Annotated in this window: 15 protein-coding genes; 10 read left to right on the plus strand and 5 right to left on the minus strand. The window is 61.3% G+C overall.

Annotation, left to right across the window (positions count from 1 at the left end):
• The first annotated feature begins 209 nt into the window (after positions 1-209).
• Genes paoA through HX898_RS30270 form a run of 5 tightly spaced genes read left to right on the plus strand, consistent with a single transcriptional unit; the run spans position 210 to position 5,595 of the window.
• Positions 210-857 carry an aldehyde dehydrogenase iron-sulfur subunit PaoA gene (gene paoA / locus HX898_RS30250; protein WP_171597874.1) on the plus strand — a complete coding sequence of 216 codons (648 nt, stop codon included), beginning with the start codon at positions 210-212 and terminating at the stop codon, positions 855-857.
• Entirely contained in the window at positions 854-1,804 is a 951-nt protein-coding gene (locus HX898_RS30255) for a xanthine dehydrogenase family protein subunit M (protein WP_180196571.1), read from the plus strand. Before paoA ends, HX898_RS30255 begins: the two co-directional genes overlap by 4 nt.
• Before the next feature lie 3 nt (positions 1,805-1,807).
• Entirely contained in the window at positions 1,808-4,006 is a 2,199-nt protein-coding gene (gene paoC, locus HX898_RS30260) for an aldehyde oxidoreductase molybdenum-binding subunit PaoC (RefSeq protein ID WP_180196572.1), read from the plus strand.
• 55 nt (positions 4,007-4,061) lie between these two features.
• A complete protein-coding gene (locus HX898_RS30265; protein ID WP_180196573.1) occupies positions 4,062-4,991 on the plus strand; it encodes an XdhC family protein in 930 nt (309 codons plus the stop codon).
• Positions 4,984-5,595, plus strand: coding sequence for an NTP transferase domain-containing protein (locus HX898_RS30270; RefSeq protein ID WP_180196574.1), 612 nt, complete (start codon positions 4,984-4,986; stop codon positions 5,593-5,595). The genes HX898_RS30265 and HX898_RS30270 overlap by 8 nt, the downstream gene beginning before the upstream one ends.
• A gap of 124 nt (positions 5,596-5,719) precedes the next feature.
• Here HX898_RS30270 and HX898_RS30275 read toward each other — a convergent pair whose 3' ends face one another.
• Both HX898_RS30275 and HX898_RS30280 read right to left on the minus strand, forming a co-directional pair.
• A complete protein-coding gene (locus HX898_RS30275) occupies positions 5,720-7,057 on the minus strand; it encodes an epoxide hydrolase family protein (protein WP_180196584.1) in 1,338 nt (445 codons plus the stop codon).
• A gap of 193 nt (positions 7,058-7,250) precedes the next feature.
• A complete protein-coding gene (locus tag HX898_RS30280; protein WP_026238463.1) occupies positions 7,251-7,841 on the minus strand; it encodes a TetR/AcrR family transcriptional regulator in 591 nt (196 codons plus the stop codon).
• A gap of 118 nt (positions 7,842-7,959) precedes the next feature.
• On the opposite strand from HX898_RS30280, the gene HX898_RS30285 reads away from it, so the two are divergent.
• Entirely contained in the window at positions 7,960-9,186 is a 1,227-nt protein-coding gene (locus HX898_RS30285; protein ID WP_180196575.1) for an MFS transporter, read from the plus strand.
• A gap of 80 nt (positions 9,187-9,266) precedes the next feature.
• Here HX898_RS30285 and HX898_RS30290 read toward each other — a convergent pair whose 3' ends face one another.
• A complete protein-coding gene (locus tag HX898_RS30290) occupies positions 9,267-10,169 on the minus strand; it encodes a LysR family transcriptional regulator (protein WP_171597882.1) in 903 nt (300 codons plus the stop codon).
• 96 nt (positions 10,170-10,265) lie between these two features.
• Between HX898_RS30290 and HX898_RS30295 the strand changes: the two genes are divergently transcribed.
• Together HX898_RS30295 and HX898_RS30300 are read left to right on the plus strand one after the other, a co-directional pair.
• Positions 10,266-10,586 carry a nuclear transport factor 2 family protein gene (locus tag HX898_RS30295; protein ID WP_011649067.1) on the plus strand — a complete coding sequence of 107 codons (321 nt, stop codon included), beginning with the start codon at positions 10,266-10,268 and terminating at the stop codon, positions 10,584-10,586.
• The gene (locus HX898_RS30300) at positions 10,586-11,365 is read left to right on the plus strand and encodes an SDR family oxidoreductase (protein ID WP_131643476.1); all 780 of its coding nucleotides are present in this window, start codon (positions 10,586-10,588) and stop codon (positions 11,363-11,365) included. Before HX898_RS30295 ends, HX898_RS30300 begins: the two co-directional genes overlap by 1 nt.
• Before the next feature lie 20 nt (positions 11,366-11,385).
• Here the strand turns inward: HX898_RS30300 and HX898_RS30305 are convergent, their stop codons facing one another.
• Positions 11,386-11,853 carry a MarR family transcriptional regulator gene (locus tag HX898_RS30305; RefSeq protein WP_011649065.1) on the minus strand — a complete coding sequence of 156 codons (468 nt, stop codon included), beginning with the start codon at positions 11,851-11,853 and terminating at the stop codon, positions 11,386-11,388.
• 141 nt (positions 11,854-11,994) lie between these two features.
• On the opposite strand from HX898_RS30305, the gene HX898_RS30310 reads away from it, so the two are divergent.
• The gene (locus tag HX898_RS30310) at positions 11,995-12,792 is read left to right on the plus strand and encodes an alpha/beta hydrolase (protein WP_138330716.1); all 798 of its coding nucleotides are present in this window, start codon (positions 11,995-11,997) and stop codon (positions 12,790-12,792) included.
• A gap of 194 nt (positions 12,793-12,986) precedes the next feature.
• Positions 12,987-14,618: a GMC family oxidoreductase gene (locus tag HX898_RS30315; protein WP_138390317.1), complete on the plus strand. Its 1,632-nt coding sequence runs from the start codon at positions 12,987-12,989 to the stop codon at positions 14,616-14,618.
• A 91-nt stretch (positions 14,619-14,709) separates the two neighbouring features.
• On the opposite strand, the gene HX898_RS30320 is transcribed toward HX898_RS30315, so the two are convergent.
• On the minus strand, positions 14,710-15,624 hold the full coding sequence (locus HX898_RS30320) for an SMP-30/gluconolactonase/LRE family protein (protein WP_138330714.1): 915 nt from the start codon (positions 15,622-15,624) through the stop codon (positions 14,710-14,712).
• Positions 15,625-15,633 lie beyond the last annotated feature (9 nt).

The raw sequence follows: 15,633 nt of genomic DNA on the forward strand, positions 1-15,633 counted from the left end.
TCGCGCGCATCGGCGGGTGTTACTCCGCCGGCGCTTCCGCATCCAAGCCAACTTCATTGAAGATGTGGTTCGCGGCATCTTATGACCGCGGCTCGGGGAATTCATGAGCCAGATCGATAACCGTATGCAACGGAAAGGGCCTAATCAGAAGGCGGAGTTGCACTACCTCAGCAGACGGCGTTGACGCGCGCCTATGTCCAACGAGCAAAGTGGAACAGTTCATGCCAAGCCGGATACAACTGGAACTTTCCCGCCGAGATCTACTTATCTCGTCGGCCGCAACGATTGCGGTCACCGGAGCCGTGGCGCCCGCGGCGGCACAGTCCCCAGGAAATGACATGGCCTATACATCGAAAGTTTCTTTCGCGGTTAACGGCGAGAACCGCGATCTCGAGGTCGACAATAGAACGTCGCTGCTCGACGCACTGCGCGAGCACCTGCATCTCACAGGTACGAAGAAGGGATGCGACCACGGCCAATGCGGCGCATGCACCGTCATAGTCGACGGCCACCGCATCAACTCCTGCCTGACACTGGCGGTCATGCACGAAGGCGATCAAATCACCACGATCGAGGGCCTCGGCCAGCCTGAAAACCTTCATCCGATGCAGGCGGCCTTCGTCAAGCATGACGGCTTCCAGTGCGGCTACTGCACGCCGGGACAGATCTGTTCCTCCGTGGCGGTGCTCGAAGAGATCAAGGCGAACATACCGAGCCACGTCACTGGCGATCTTACGGCAGAGGCGGCCGTCACTGCGGCCGAGATCCGCGAACGCATGAGCGGTAACATCTGTCGGTGCGGCGCCTATTCCAACATTATCGATGCCATTTCGGAAGTCGCGGGGATAAAAGCATGAGAGCCTTCACCTACGAACGCGCCTCATCCGCCGAGGCCGCGGCCAAGGCGGCCGCCTTAAATCCTGAAACCAAGTTCATCGCCGGCGGCACCAATCTCCTCGACCTGATGAAGCTGGAGATCGAAACGCCAACGCATCTGATCGACGTCAACGGTCTCGGCCTCGACAAGATCGAGCCCACGCCGGAGGGTGGGCTGCGCATCGGCGCCTTGGTCCGCAACACCGATCTTGCAGCTCACGAAACTGTTCGCCGCGACTACGGCCTGCTTTCCAGGGCGCTTGTCGCGGGCGCCTCCGGGCAACTGCGCAACAAGGCGACGACGGCCGGCAACCTCCTGCAGCGCACGCGCTGTCCTTATTTCTACGACCCGAACCAGCCGTGCAACAAGCGGCAGCCGGGCAGTGGCTGTTCCGCCATCGGCGGCTTCAGCCGCCAGCATGCAGTGGTCGGCACAAGCGAAGCGTGTATCGCCACGCATCCGAGTGACATGGCCATCGCCATGCGGGCGCTCGATGCAGTTGTGGAAACGGTCAAGGCCGACGGCAGTCGTCGCGCGATTGCGATCGCCGACTTTCATCGGTTGCCCGGCGACACGCCTGATATCGAGACTGTTCTCGAGCGCGGCGAGTTCATCACGGCGGTCCTGCTACCGCCCCCGATCGGCGGCAAGCACATCTATCGCAAAGTCCGCGACCGCGCCTCCTATGCCTTCGCGCTCGTCTCGGTCGGAGCCGTGATCCAGCCGGACGGCACAGGACGGGTCGCAGTCGGCGGCGTCGCCCACAAACCGTGGCGCATCGAGGCAGCCGAAGCCGAGCTGCCGAAAGGCGCGCGGGCGGTGGCAGGCGTGCTTCTTGCCGGCGCCCGCCCGACCGAACAGAACCGTTTCAAGGTGGACCTGGTCGAGCGCACGCTCGGCGCGGTCATTGCTGAAGCAAGGGGTTGAGCCATGCAGTTCGATACGCCAGCAACAACCAACCCGATCGACAATCTGAAGGTCGTCGGCCAGCCGATCCACCGCATCGATGGTCAGCTCAAGACGACCGGCCGGGCGATGTACGCCTATGAGTGGCACGATCCGAATTTGTCCTACGCCTACGGCTATCCCGTCGGTGCGGCCATCGCCAAGGGCCGCATCACGTCCATGGACGTTTCCGCCGCCAAAAAGGCTCCGGGTGTGCTTGCCGTGGTGACGACGCTCGACATCGGCGAGCGGAAGAAGGGCAGGTTCAACACCGCCAAGCTTTTCGGCGGCGACGAGGTTCAGCACTATCACCAGGCAATCGCGGTCGTCGTCGCCGAGACCTTCGAGCAGGCACGCGCCGCAGCCTCCCTGGTCAAGGTCGACTATGCCGAAGAAAAGGGTGTGTTCGATCTCGGCAAGGCAAAGGATTCAGCCGTCAAGCCGGATGAATCGCAGCAGCCCGATACCGCGGTCGGCGACTTCGAGGCTGCCTTCAGGTCAGCTCCCGTCACTGTTGACGCATCTTATACGACGCCCGACCAGTCGCATGCGATGATGGAGCCGCACGCATCGATCGCGGCCTGGAACGGCGACGAGGTGACCGTCTGGACCTCCAGCCAGATGATCGACTGGTGGCGCTCCGACCTTGCAACGACGCTCGACATCGACAAGGAGAAGATCCACCTCATGTCGCCGTTCATCGGCGGCGGCTTCGGCGGTAAGCTATTTCTGCGGGCCGACGCCGTGCTGGCCGTTGTCGGGGCCCGAGCGGTCAAGCGGCCCGTCAAGGTCGCCTTGCCCCGACCCCTCCTGATAAACAACACCACCCACCGGCCGGCGACGATCCAGCGGATCCGCATTGGAACCGAGCGTGACGGCAAGATAACCGCCATTGCCCACGAAAGCTGGTCTGGCGACCTTCCGGGCGGCGGACTGGAGACCGCCGTCAACCAGACGCGGCTCCTCTATGCGGGTGCAAACCGGATGACCGCGATGCGGTTGGCGACGCTTCATCTCCCGGAGGGCAATGCCATGCGCGCTCCGGGGGAAGCCCCCGGACTGATGGCGCTCGAAATCGCCATCGACGAGATTGCCGAAAAAGTTGGGATCGATCCTGTGCAGTTTCGGATCGTCAACGACACGCAGGTCGATCCGGAGAAGCCGCAGCGACCTTTTTCCCAGCGCAATCTCATCGGCTGCCTCACGCTCGGTGCGGAGCGGTTTGGCTGGCGTGAAAGAGGAAGGCCGGGCTCCAGGCGTGACGGCAGCTGGCTAGTCGGCATGGGCGTTGCCGCCGCCTTCCGCAACAACCTCGTCCTTCCCTCCGGAGCTCGGGTAAAGCTCGACCGGGAAGGCGTCGTGACTGTGGAAACCGACATGACCGACATCGGGACCGGCAGCTACACGATCATCGCCCAGACCGCCGCCGAGATGATGGGGGTCACGATCGACAAGGTCGCCGTCCAACTCGGCGACTCGCGTTTTCCGGTTTCTGCGGGTTCCGGCGGACAGTTCGGTGCGAACTCTTCCACGTCCGGCGTCTACGCAGCCTGTGTCAAGCTGCGTGAGGCCATCGCCAAGAAGCTCGGCTTCAACTCCGAAGATATCGTCTTCGAGAATGGCGAGGCTCGCTCGGGCAATCGTTCGGTGCCTCTTGCCGAGGCCGCCGGTCCGGATGGTCTTGTCGGCGAGGACACGATCAAATGGGGCGAGCTTACCGAAACACATCAGCAATCGACATTCGGAGCGCACTTTGTGGAGGTTGGCGTCGACATAGCCACAGGAGAAAGCCGCATCCGCAGGATGCTCGCGGTCTGTGCGGCGGGAAGAATCCTTAATCCGATCACCGCCCGCAGCCAGGTCATCGGCGCGATGACGATGGGGGCCGGCGGCGCGCTGTCCGAGGAATTGGCGGTCGACACCCGCCGCGGCTTCTTCGTCAACCACGATCTCGCCAGCTACGAAGTGGCGGTGCATGCCGACATTCCGCACCAGGAGGTAATCTTCATGGACGAGACCGATCCGATGTCCTCGCCGATGAAGGCCAAGGGCGTCGGCGAGCTTGGCCTTTGCGGCGTCGCGGCAGCAATCGCCAACGCCGTCTACAACGCGACCGGCGTCAGGGTTCGGCACTATCCGCTGACGCTTGACAAGCTCATCGGCGGCTTGCCGGACGTGGCGTGATTATTTCGGCGGCGGTCTCGAAAGCGGACCGCCGTCACTTCCTGTAGGATTTCCGATGGATCAGACACTTGCGCCCATCACGGCGCCAATTCCCGTCAGGGCCTCGTCCACCGACGATCCTGCGGAACTGCTTCGCTTCGCGATAGACGCCCATGATGTCGGCGCGGCGGCACTTGCGACCCTCGTCGACATCCGAGGCGGAGCGGCGCGTGCGCTCGGCGCTCATATGGTGGTTGCCGCAGACGGGCGGTTCTGCGGCTATGTCTCTGGCGGATGTGTCGAAGCCGCGGTCGCTTCCGAAGCGCTTCTTGCAATGGCGCAAGGGCGCGACCGCACGGTCAAGTTCGGCGACGGCTCGCCCTTCTTCGACATCGTCCTTCCCTGCGGCGGCGGAATCTCCGTCGCAATCCACGTCCTGAAAGATGCCGGAGCTTTGCGGCATGTTCTGGAGCGTCTCGAACGCAGGCAGGCAGCCGGCCTTGCATATTTGCCAGAGCGGCAGACGCTCGAACCGGTAGACCCACCGCCCCGGGCGTGCTGGCTCGAGCGCGATTTCCTGACGGTCTACCGTCCCCGCACCCGCGTCGTCCTTTCCGGGCAGACGATCGAAGCGCAGGCCGTCGCACGACTGGCCGAAGCTTCCGGCTACGACGTGATCGTCAAGGGACAGGGCGAGGGGGGCAGGGTCGCAGCCGACATCATCGACCCCTTCACGGCCGTCGTGCTCCTGCATCATGACCTCGACGCCGAAGCCGCCATTCTCGAGACCGCGCTTCGCTCGCCCGGGTTCTACATCGGCGCTCTCGGCAGCACCCGGACGCATCGTCGGCGGGTCGAGCGGTTGACAGCCATGGCTTTCGGGCAGCACGACATCGGTCGTATCAAGGCGCCCATCGGGATGTTCGGCCCGACGCGGGATGCAACCTCGCTCGCCCTGTCGGTTCTGGCTGATATCGCCGCGGCAAGACTGGTGGCTCATGCGTAAGGCATCGGTCGCGATCGTCATTCTCGCTGCCGGCAAGGCAAGCCGCATGGGTGACGGCGGGAAGCACAAGCTGCTGGCCGAGTTCGATGGCGTGCCGCTTGTGCGGCGGTCGGCATTGACCGCGCTCGGTGCGGATGCAGCCTCCGTTATTGTCGTCACGGGCCATCGAAGAAGCGAAATTGAAGCTGCGCTCCAGGGGCTCGCTCTGACTTTCGTCGACAATCCCGATTACGCCAGCGGCATGGCGAGCTCACTCATAGCAGGCTTCTCATCGAATGACGCTGACAGCGCCGAAGGCATTCTCGTCATGCTGGCCGATATGCCCGGCATTTCCACGACGCATCTCGATGCCCTGATTTCCGCATTTCGCAACGCGGACGGCAAGGCCGTCGTGCGCGCCGTCTCACACGGCAAGCCCGGCAATCCCGTTATCCTGCCCCATTCTCTCAATCAGGCAATCCACAGACTTAGAGGCGATGTCGGCGCGCGCGATATCGTCACGGCATCAGGCTTGCCCGTGCTCGATGTCGATGTTGGCGACGCAGCCTTGCTCGATGTCGATACGCCGGACGAGGTATTGGCGGCCGGTGGCGCATTGAACTGACCCCAGGAAAATACAGTGAGATGAGGATGATTTGATGAAACGGTTCGAGCTGGATTCTCCGCGGCTTTGAATTCGCCACTCTCAGCCGCGGATTTGCCAAGCCGTCATTCTGCAGGCGATGTCATCAACGCACCGACCTGAATGCCTCTCGCAGTTCCTCAGCGAAAAGCTGGGGCTGTTCCCAGGCGGCGAAGTGACCGCCCATATCGACACGGTGGTAGTAATGCAGCGTGGGGTAAGCCTCCTTGCTCCAACTCTCCGGCGCCTGGTAGATCTCCTTTGGGAATACGCTGATTGCCACTGGGATCTTGATCTCTTTGGTCTTCTGGGCGTCTGAGCTGAAGTTGTTGTTGTTGTTTTCCCAATAGAACCGCGACGAGGATGCCCCGGTGTTGGTCAGCCAGTACAATGTGATGTCATTCAGCATTTCGTCCTTGGAAAAAACACGCTCGGGAATGCCCTCGCTGTCGCTCCACTGCGCAAATTTTTCGTAGATCCAGGCAGCCAGGCCCGACGGCGAATCGGAAAGCGAGTAGCCGATCGTCTGCGGACGCGTCACCATCACGGCCCCATAGGCGGCATTCCGGCCGAAGAAGGTGCTCAACGATTGATAGGCATCACGCTCGGGCGCCGACAGTCCTGCGGGAGCCGGGTCTCCACTGTTGATCGCCTTGGTGAGATTGCCCGGAACGGTCGCCGGCATGTTGAGATGGATACCAAGCAAGCCCTTCGGTGCCTGGCGCGCCAGCGCGTCGGAGATAACGGAACCATGGTCGCCGCCTTGGGAAACATAGTGCGCGTAGCCGAGCCGCTTCATCAGGACGTCCCATGCTCGCGCAACGCGGTCGGGGCCCCAGCCAAGCTCCGTCGGCTTACCCGAAAAGCCGTAGCCGGGGATGGAAGGGATGACCACGTCAAACGCGTCCTCCGCTTTACCGCCATAAGCAGTCGGATCTGTAAGAGGGCCGATCGCCTTGATGAACTCGAAGGTCGAACCCGGCCAACCATGGGTCAGAATGACCGGCAGGGCGTTGGGATGACGCGATCGCACATGGATGAACTGGATATCGACCCCGTCAATCGTCGTGATGAATTCCGGAAGGGCATTGAGCTCCGCCTCGGCTTTGCGCCAATCGTAATCAGTGCCCCAGTAACGGACCAGATCCTGGACGCGCGAAAGCTGGATGCCTTGCGAGGTGTCGCTCACGGTCTCCTTATCTGGCCAACGCGTTTCGGCAATGCGCTTGCGCAGATCGTCAAGCTGTGACTGCGGAACGTGGATCTGGAACGGGCGGATCGTTTCGTCGGCCCCGATGGACGTAGCTGGCCCGGCCGATGTGACGTCGGCGGCACTCGCTGGCACAAGGTAACCGGCTGGGAACAGCAACATCGGTCCAGCCGCCATCACCATTGCTCCGCGGGCAAGCCGGCGCCAGGCGAGAATATTGTCAAACTTCTTCATGTGGCACTCCATGTTCTTGTCGCCCAGGGCGACATTTCGTGACGGAGTGATCTCTGACGGGTCTGCGTATCTGGCATGTTTCAAGAAGTGCCAAAAACGTATCAGAGTGTGGAGTGGCGGCTACAGAGGGGCGGGAACGCGATCGTCGAGGACCGACCTGGGCCTACGGCGCCTGAACGGGAAATCAATCACCTCATTGCTGTCTGCGGAGGCTGCCCAGCATAGCCTTGAATCCCGCGACCGCCCGCTTCGAAACAGCCTCCGGATTCTCCGCATTGGCGATCCAAAGCGCCATATGGCTGCTGGCGCCATTGATGAGGCGAGCGGCGGTTTCGGTGTCGATGTCGATGATCTCGCCATCGGCCTTGAGACGGTCGAGGCTGCGGGAGAGGGCGGCGATACAGCCGGGGGTGTTCTGCCATTGCGAGATGTCGCCGAGTACAGCCGGGCCATCGCGAAACATGATACGCTGGATTTCGGGCTCAAGCGCCATTTCGATATAAGCGGAGCACTCGTCGACAAAACCCTGCCAGCGCGTCGGAGCGGCGGCCGAGACCTCGTTCAGCCGTTCAGTCATTTCCGCGTCGATTTCCATGATGACGGCTTGGAGCAGGCCCCTCTTGTCGCCGAAGTGGTGATAGAGGGCGCCGCGCGTCAATCCCGCTTCGCCGGTGAAATCGTCCATCGACGCTTCCGCGTAGCCGATCGTGCCAAAGGCGCGCCGGCCGGCTGCGATAAGTTTGCCGCGGGTCTCTGCGATCATCTCCTGGCGCGGTTTGCGCATTGCTTCTCCATTGGCATACGCCGCGTATCTTTTTCATTGACATACGGGACGTATGCATTATCTAAACACATACGCTCCGTATATAAGTGCTCTCTCCGATAACTGGAAGGATCGTCCCATGTCAAATCCGTATAAACAGATATTCGCGGCACCTGGGGCCAAGGGCTTCTCCGCAGCCGGCTTTTTCGCACGCCTTCCCATCGCCATGGCGCCGATCGGCATCGTTGCCATGCTCTCCCAGGCACATGGCGAATATTGGCTGGCAGGGGCCGTGTCGGCGACCTATGCGCTCACCAATGCAGTGATCTCGCCGCAGATTTCGCGCGCGGTCGACCGGCTGGGCCAAACGGCAGTCGTCGTTCCCACAACCATCGTATCCGTGCTGGCGTTTATCGCGCTGATCACCGCGACCAACCAGAACTGGCCGGTGTGGACGCTCTTCGCCTCAGCCTTCCTCGCGGCAGCCATGCCGAGCATTCCGGCGCTGATGCGGGCGCGCTGGACGGAACTCTTTCGCAATCGGCCCGAGCTCAACACGGCCTTCGCGTTCGAAAGTGCGGCGGACGAACTGGTCTATATCGCCGGCGCCTCACTGTCCGTCGGGCTCGCCGTGTCACTTTTCCCGGAAGCCGGCATGATGGTGAGCACAGCTTTTCTGGCACTCGGGACGGCCGCCTTCATCGTGCAGCGCGGCACCGAGCCGAGGGTGCGGCATGTCGCCGGCGCAGCTTCGGTTGGCTCCGCGATCCGCCAGCGTCCGGTGCAGATCATCACACTCGCGCTGATCTTCGTCGGCGCGACCTTCGCAACCGCTGAAGTGAGTGTTGTCGCCATCACCAAAGAGCTTGGTCAGCCGAATGCGGCAAGCCTGGTGATCGGTGTCTATGCCCTCGGTTCCTTCCTAGTGGGTTTGACCCTCGGCGCGCTTAATCTGCGCATCCCCCTTCATCGTCAGTTGCTGATCGCTGTTGCGATCCTCGCACTGACCTCGCTGCCGCTTCTCATCGCCGGCAGCTCGGTAGCCCTGCTTGCTATCGCCGTCTTCGTCAGCGGCATCGCGATCTCGCCGACCTTTATAACGGCCTTCGGACTGATTGAGCGTCGTGTACCGGAATCGGTGCTGACGGAGGGCGTCACCTGGGTGATGACCGGCATCGGCATCGGTATGGCGCTTGGCGCCTTCGTCTCGGGCTGGGTCGTCGACAGCTACGGTCCCCAGAGCGGATTCTGGGTGTCTGCAGCCGCCGGGGCCGCGACCGTCCTTATCATTGCGCTCGGTCAGCGTACCCTCTCTGGAGAGTGCACCGGAGGGGAAGATTGCGCGATGCTGGAACCGGCGCAATAGCAGGGCGGGCGATAGACAGGAGCGACGCAGGAGGGTTCACCGGCCAACGGTTCGAAACCGTTCAAGGTGAAGGCAGTGGGTCAAGCCGCTTTTCGGGAGAACTCACGAGCTAAGTCGAGGAATGCTCGGACGCCAGCCGATAGATTTCGACGTCCAGGATAGTATAGGCATAGCCCTGGATACGGCAGCGTCCAATCTTCTAAAACACGAACAACGCGCCCCGCCTCTATGTCCGAGAGAATGTCCTGTTCAAAGAGGTAGCCCACGCCGGCGCTTTCGATCACAGCAGTCCGCGTAAGGCTGGCCTCATCGAGTGCGATTGGCCCCCGCACGTCTATCTGCACCGGCTCGCCGTCTTTTTCGAACCGCCATCGAAACAAGGAGCCGTCTGGCAGGCGAACACGAATGCACCTGTGATTGAGAAGATCCGGAGGCACCATGGGCTTACCATGTTTCTCGAAATACTCGGGAGACCCAACCACTGCGTGTCGCTGAGGCCGGCCGAGCGAAACGGCAATCATGTCGCTGGGAACGAGGCCTTCAACCCTGACGCCCAGATCGAACCCGTCCTTGACGATATCGACCATTTTACCCTCGGTAACGATATCGACAGTCATGTCGGGATAGCGGCGCAGGAACTCCAGCACGAGCGGTGAGATGATGGCGCGCGCCGCAAACGGCGCTGCGTTGATCCGTAGTGTTCCGGAAGGAGTCTCGCGGTGGGAGCGCACCAGATCCAGAGCAGCATGGAGATCCTGAAGCGTGGGCCCTACCTGCTGCACAAACAGCCTGCCGGCATCAGTCAGCGACACGCTGCGGGTGGTGCGGTTGAACAGTCGCACGCCGAGCCCGGCCTCAAGCCTGCCTATGGTGTGGCTGAGCGCGGTGGTCGACATGCCGAGATCGATGGCTGCTGCGCGGAATGTCCCGCGCCGGGCAATCGCAATGGCCGCTTCGAGTTCCTTCAAGCTGGCATGTTCCATTGTCCCGATCTGTTCAATACCGCATTCCGGTTTATCCCACTTATCTATGCAATGGTCGAGCGCTAACTATCGGAGCAGATCATGAGGAGAAACAGGATGGATTTGCCCCATATCGTGAACATGTATTTTGACGCCGACAGTCGCAATGATGCCGATGCGCTGGTGAAGACCCTCGCGGTCGATGCCGTGGTCGAAGATGAGAACGCTCGCCATCAGGGCGCCGTCGCAATCCGCGACTGGTGGGTGGCTGCGAAGAAGGCGACCCAATACCGTGCCGAACCCGTGGAATCCGCGGTTGACGGCGACAAGGCACTCGTCCGGGCGAGGGTGAGCGGCCAGTTTCCCGGTAGCCCGGTGATGCTCACCCACGCCTTCACCATCAAGGACGACAGAATCGTCAGGCTGGAGATATTATAATGGCCGACTTTCTCAACCTGAGAGGCAAACGGGCCCTCATTACGGCTGGAACCAAAGGTACTGGTGCCGCGACCGTCAGACTGTTTCGGGAGCTCGGCGCGCAGGTGCTGACAGCCGCTCGGGCCCGTCCGGACAGCCTGTCGGAAGATCTGTTCGTCGAGGCGGACCTGACCACCGAAGAGGGATGTGCAATCGTCGCAGAGGCCACACGGCGGCGCCTTGGCGGCGTCGACGTCATCGTCCATATGCTGGGTGGCTCTTCAGCGGCCGGAGGTGGATTTTCTGCACTGTCGGAAGACGACTGGCATAAGGAGCTGTCGCTCAACCTTTTTCCAGCCGTTCGCCTGGATCGGCAACTGGTTCCGGACATGGTCGCTCAAGGAAACGGTGTGGTGGTGCATGTGACATCCATCCAGAGAGTCCTGCCGCTTCCGGAATCGACGACGGCCTATGCTGCGGCGAAGGCAGCGCTTTCCACTTACAGCAAGGCGATGTCGAAGGAAGTTTCGCCCAAAGGTGTTCGTGTCGTTCGGGTGTCGCCAGGCTGGATCGAAACGGAAGCTTCGGTCCACCTTGCAGAGCGCCTGGCGAAGCAGGCCGGAACAGACCTCGAGGGTGGCAAAAAGATCATCATGGACGGGCTGGGCGGCATTCCGCTGGGGCGTCCGGCAAAGCCGGAAGAGGTCGCAAACCTGATTGCCTTCCTCGCCTCGGACCGGGCTGCATCGATCACCGGTACCGAATATACAATCGATGGGGGGACAGTGCCAACAGCTTAGGCGCCGACATACACGGCAAATCAGGCGGGCGCGTCCCAGCCGCCGATCTGGGAATAGATCGCGTTGCGGAGATGGCGGACGTCGCGGTTCAAAGCGCCCAATTCCTGTGGCGTCTGGGTCGAAGCTGCAAGCAAGGTGTCGCTGAGACAACCAGCCTTGTGCTGTAACGCCCTGCCTTCGTCGGTCAACGCAATCAACACCTGGCGCTCGTTGCTCAGGTTTCTGGTCCTACGCAGCAGGCCGGATACCTCAAGGCGCTTTAGAAGCGGCGTCAGCGTGCTGGATTCCAGGGCAAGGGCATTGGCAATGGCGCCCACCGTCTGCCCATCCTCGCCCCACAGCACGTTGAGCACGAGGTACTGCGGGTACGTCAGGCCCAACTCATCGAGAAGGGGCTTGTAAGCACGCTGGATGGCAATACCAGCAGTGTAAATTGCGTAGCACAATTGGTCGTGCAGAGGGGGCGGGTCGTTATGGCGTGCGGTCATTGTGAGCTCCTGTAGACTCCATATAGCCCATCCTAGAGAGAAATTAAATATCGCGATAAGAATTATCTTGACGCGAAACCCAAAGTCTGCGAGCTTACATATATCGCGATAACAGTTATCGCAGTTAACGAGGAGATAGCCATGACACGCAAGACCACGACCACCGTAGCCGCAATTGCTGCTGCAGCCTCACTGTCCGCCGCCGCATTGCCGGCGAACGCAGCGGACACCATCTCTCAAGACCAGCCGGTCAGAAACGTTGTGCTTGTCCACGGCGCCTTTGCGGACGGTTCTGGCTGGAAGGGTGTTTACGACAATCTCACCAAGCGCGGCTATCGCGTTACGATCGTCCAGAACCCGCTGACCTCCCTCGAAGACGACGTTGCCGCCACCAAACGTGCGCTGGAACGGCAGGATGGTCCGGTCATTCTCGTTGGACATTCCTGGGGCGGCACGGTCATCACGGAAGCGGGCATCGACGCAAAGGTTGCTGGCCTCGTCTATGTTTCCGCTCTGTCCCCCGATGCCGGCGAGACAACGGCACAGCAATACCAAGGATTTGCTCCTGCATCGGAATTCGTCATTGAGACCACGAAAGATGGCTTTGGATATGTCAGCCCGGAAAAGTTCAAGGCTGGCTTTGCTCATGACGTCAGTGATGCGGATGTTGCATTCATGAGGGATGCGCAGGTCCCGATCAACATGTCGGCGTTCGGCACGAAGTTGGAAAATGCTGCATGGCGCACTAAGCCGAGCTGGGCCGTCATCGCTACCGAAGACAAGGCATTCGATCAGGCGATGCTGATCCACATGGCAGAGCGCATCAAGGCGAAGATCACCAAGGTTTCGGCAAGCCACGCCCTGTTCATGACGCAGCCGAAGGTGGTCGCCGATACCATTGATCAGGCCGCTAAGGCCGTCTCGGCGAAGAAGCGATGACAGACGTAGCCTCATCGGGACAGTCCGCACTGTCCCGATGACGACGAGCAGGGGCTGTCGAACCGAGCGAGGTCGGGCCGAAGCGAGCACATGGAAGGCCGCACGATCTCGGACTGGGATCCATTGCCCGCATTCGCCCCCGGAATCCCCAGCAAATTCGCTATTGTTTTGAATCCATTCACGGAGGTAGTCACGTGAAGCTGAATAGTCATGACCAAAATGCACCCGAAAATCCGCCCATTCCTCAGAACGAGGTCGGTGGTGTTTTCGACTTCATCGTCTGCGGCGCCGGGTCCAGCGGCTCCGTCGTTGCCGCGCGACTGGCAGAGGATGGAAATGCAAGCGTCCTACTGCTCGAGGCAGGCGGTGACGATGCGGCCGAGACCGTTACAAACCCTGCGCAGTGGCCGCTCAATCTCGGCTCGATCCGGGACTGGGGTTTTGTCGGACAACCGGCACCTGGCCTGGACGGCCGACGTCTTCCTCTCAGCATGGGCAAGGGGCTCGGCGGCGGTTCGAGCATCAATGTCATGGTGTGGGCCAGGGGGCACAAGGGAGATTGGGACCACTTTGCCGCTGAAGCCGGCGATGACGCGTGGGGCTATCAGTCTATCCTCGGCTACTATCGCCGGATCGAAGATTGGCAGGGCGCTCCGGACCCAACGCGTCGAGGCATGGGCGGACCGGCCTACGTAGCGCAGCCGCAGGCGCCCCAACCGATCGCAGAGGCCTTGTTGAGTGCGGCATCCACTATCGGTATTCCCGTCTACGATAGCCCGAATGGTGAAATGATGGAGGCCCCGGGCGGCGCATCTATCGCTGAACTGCGGATCCGGGATGGCAAGCGGGAGTCTGTCTTTGGATCCTATGTCAGCCCGCTCATGTCGCGCCCAAACCTGACTGTGCTGACCGACGCACTGGTCACGCGCCTCATCTTCGATGGCAAGCGTGTGACGGGGGTCGAGGTTCTCGTCGATGATCAGTTGCGTCAATTCACTGCGCGTTGCGAAACGGTACTGTCGCTAGGCGCGATCAACACTCCGAAAGTGTTGATGCAGTCGGGCATAGGTCCAGAAGATGAGCTGCAAGCCCACGGCATTCCCGTGGTTCAACACTTACCGGGCGTTGGGCGCAATCATCAGGATCATCTCGCATTCGGGTGCACCTGGGCATATCGAAAACCAGAAGCCGTCGGTGGTAGCGGCTGCGAAGCAAAACTCTACTGGAAAAGCAACTCGCGTCTTGCGCAGCCGGACATTCTTCAGTGCCAGTTGGAGTTCGCTGTGCCGTCACCGATCGAGACGGGCCTCGAAACGCCGCAACATGGGTGGACGATGTTTAACGGTCTCGCCCAGCCGAAAAGCCGTGGTTGGCTTCGGCTCTCCGGCCCCAACGCAAGTGACCCTATCCTCATCGAACCCAATTCGTTGAGCGAACCAGAAGACATGGCTGCTGCCCTGGCCGCGGTGGAGCTATGCCGGGGATTGGGAAATAGCCACGCTTTCAAGCCGTTGGTAACGGCCGAGACTGCTCCGGGCGCGCGCAACCGATCAGGGATGATCGACTTTATCCGGCGTTCGGCGGTCACCTACTGGCATCAATCCTGCACAGCCAAGATGGGACGCGACAGCATGTCGGTGGTCGATAACGAGCTCAAAGTGTACGGTATCGCTGGCCTTCGCATCGCAGACTCCTCGATCATGCCTCGCATCACCACCGGCAACACGATGGCGCCTTGTGTTGTCATCGGAGAGCGGGCGGCCGATCTGATCCGGGAAATGCATGGTCTTACGGACTCGAGCGGAGGGTTCAATCAGCCTATATGATGAAGAGATTTATGTGGAGCTCGGCGGCCAGCATACGTGGGCCGCCGAGCATTTTGTAGCAACGGTTTGTATTGGTTCAAGGCGACCAACCTCACGGCACCTGAGCCCCACTCACCGCGACATAGACCGAATAAACCGACCGCGTCGCCGCAATAAACAGCCGGTTGCGTTGGGGGCCGCCGAAGGTGAGGTTGGCGACGGTCTGCGGTACGCGGATCTTGCCGATCAGCTTGCCCGTCGGGTCGAAGCAATGCACGCCGTCGGCGGCACTTGACCAGAGGTTCCCGTTGACGTCGGTGCGGATGCCGTCCGGGATGCCGTTGTCGATCAGGCAGAAGACGCGGCTGTTTGCCAGCCTGATGCCGTCGATCACGTCGAAAGCGCGGATGTGACGCGGCAGGCTCTCGTCGTGGCTTGCGGCCGAATCCGCCACATAGAGGATTGTCTCGTCGGGCGAGAAGGCGAGGCCGTTCGGCTGGATGAAATCCGTGACGACGGCCGCAAGCGCGCCGGTCGTCGGATCGAGCCGGTAGACGTTGCGGGTCTGCTGCTCCGGCTCGGCGCGAAAACCTTCGTAGTCCGACATGATGCCGTAGGTGGGATCGGTGAACCAGATCGTGCCGTCTGATTTCACCACCACGTCGTTCGGCGAATTGAGCCTGGCGCCTTCGAAACGGTCGGCGAGCACGATGATCGAGCCGTCGACCTCGGTGCGGGTGACGCTGCGCGTTCCATGTTCGCAGGAGATCAGCCGTCCCTGCCGGTCGCGCGTATGGCCATTGGTGAAGTTGGACGGTTGCCGATAGACGGAGACGCCGCTCTCGGGCGTCCAACGCAGCATGCGCTGGTTGGGAATGTCGCTCCAGAGCAGTTGGTTCGCGTCGTTGAACCAGACGGGACCCTCCGCCCAGCGGCAGCCGGAATAGAGTTCGTCGAGGCCGGCGCTCGTTACGATCATCTGCCGGAAGCGCGGATCATGGATTTCGTAGATGCTGGCCTCGGCCATGGCGGTCTT

This window comes from Rhizobium sp. WYCCWR 11128 (assembly GCF_013416305.1).
Lineage (GTDB): Bacteria > Pseudomonadota > Alphaproteobacteria > Rhizobiales > Rhizobiaceae > Rhizobium > Rhizobium indicum.

Excerpts from the sequence above, each read along its gene's own strand:
- HX898_RS30270 (WP_180196574.1), top strand. The coding sequence starts at position 4,984 with ATGCGTAAGGCATCGGTCGCGATCGTCATTCTCGCTGCCGGCAAGGCA.
- HX898_RS30290 (WP_171597882.1), bottom strand. The coding sequence starts at position 10,169 with ATGGAACATGCCAGCTTGAAGGAACTCGAAGCGGCCATTGCGATTGCC.
- HX898_RS30295 (WP_011649067.1), top strand. The coding sequence starts at position 10,266 with ATGGATTTGCCCCATATCGTGAACATGTATTTTGACGCCGACAGTCGC.
- HX898_RS30320 (WP_138330714.1), bottom strand. The coding sequence starts at position 15,624 with ATGGCCGAGGCCAGCATCTACGAAATCCATGATCCGCGCTTCCGGCAG.
- HX898_RS30255 (WP_180196571.1), top strand. The coding sequence starts at position 854 with ATGAGAGCCTTCACCTACGAACGCGCCTCATCCGCCGAGGCCGCGGCC.
- HX898_RS30265 (WP_180196573.1), top strand. The coding sequence starts at position 4,062 with ATGGATCAGACACTTGCGCCCATCACGGCGCCAATTCCCGTCAGGGCC.
- HX898_RS30310 (WP_138330716.1), top strand. The coding sequence starts at position 11,995 with ATGACACGCAAGACCACGACCACCGTAGCCGCAATTGCTGCTGCAGCC.
- HX898_RS30300 (WP_131643476.1), top strand. The coding sequence starts at position 10,586 with ATGGCCGACTTTCTCAACCTGAGAGGCAAACGGGCCCTCATTACGGCT.
- HX898_RS30275 (WP_180196584.1), bottom strand. The coding sequence starts at position 7,057 with ATGAAGAAGTTTGACAATATTCTCGCCTGGCGCCGGCTTGCCCGCGGA.
- HX898_RS30285 (WP_180196575.1), top strand. The coding sequence starts at position 7,960 with ATGTCAAATCCGTATAAACAGATATTCGCGGCACCTGGGGCCAAGGGC.
- HX898_RS30305 (WP_011649065.1), bottom strand. The coding sequence starts at position 11,853 with ATGACCGCACGCCATAACGACCCGCCCCCTCTGCACGACCAATTGTGC.
- paoC (WP_180196572.1), top strand. The coding sequence starts at position 1,808 with ATGCAGTTCGATACGCCAGCAACAACCAACCCGATCGACAATCTGAAG.
- HX898_RS30280 (WP_026238463.1), bottom strand. The coding sequence starts at position 7,841 with ATGCGCAAACCGCGCCAGGAGATGATCGCAGAGACCCGCGGCAAACTT.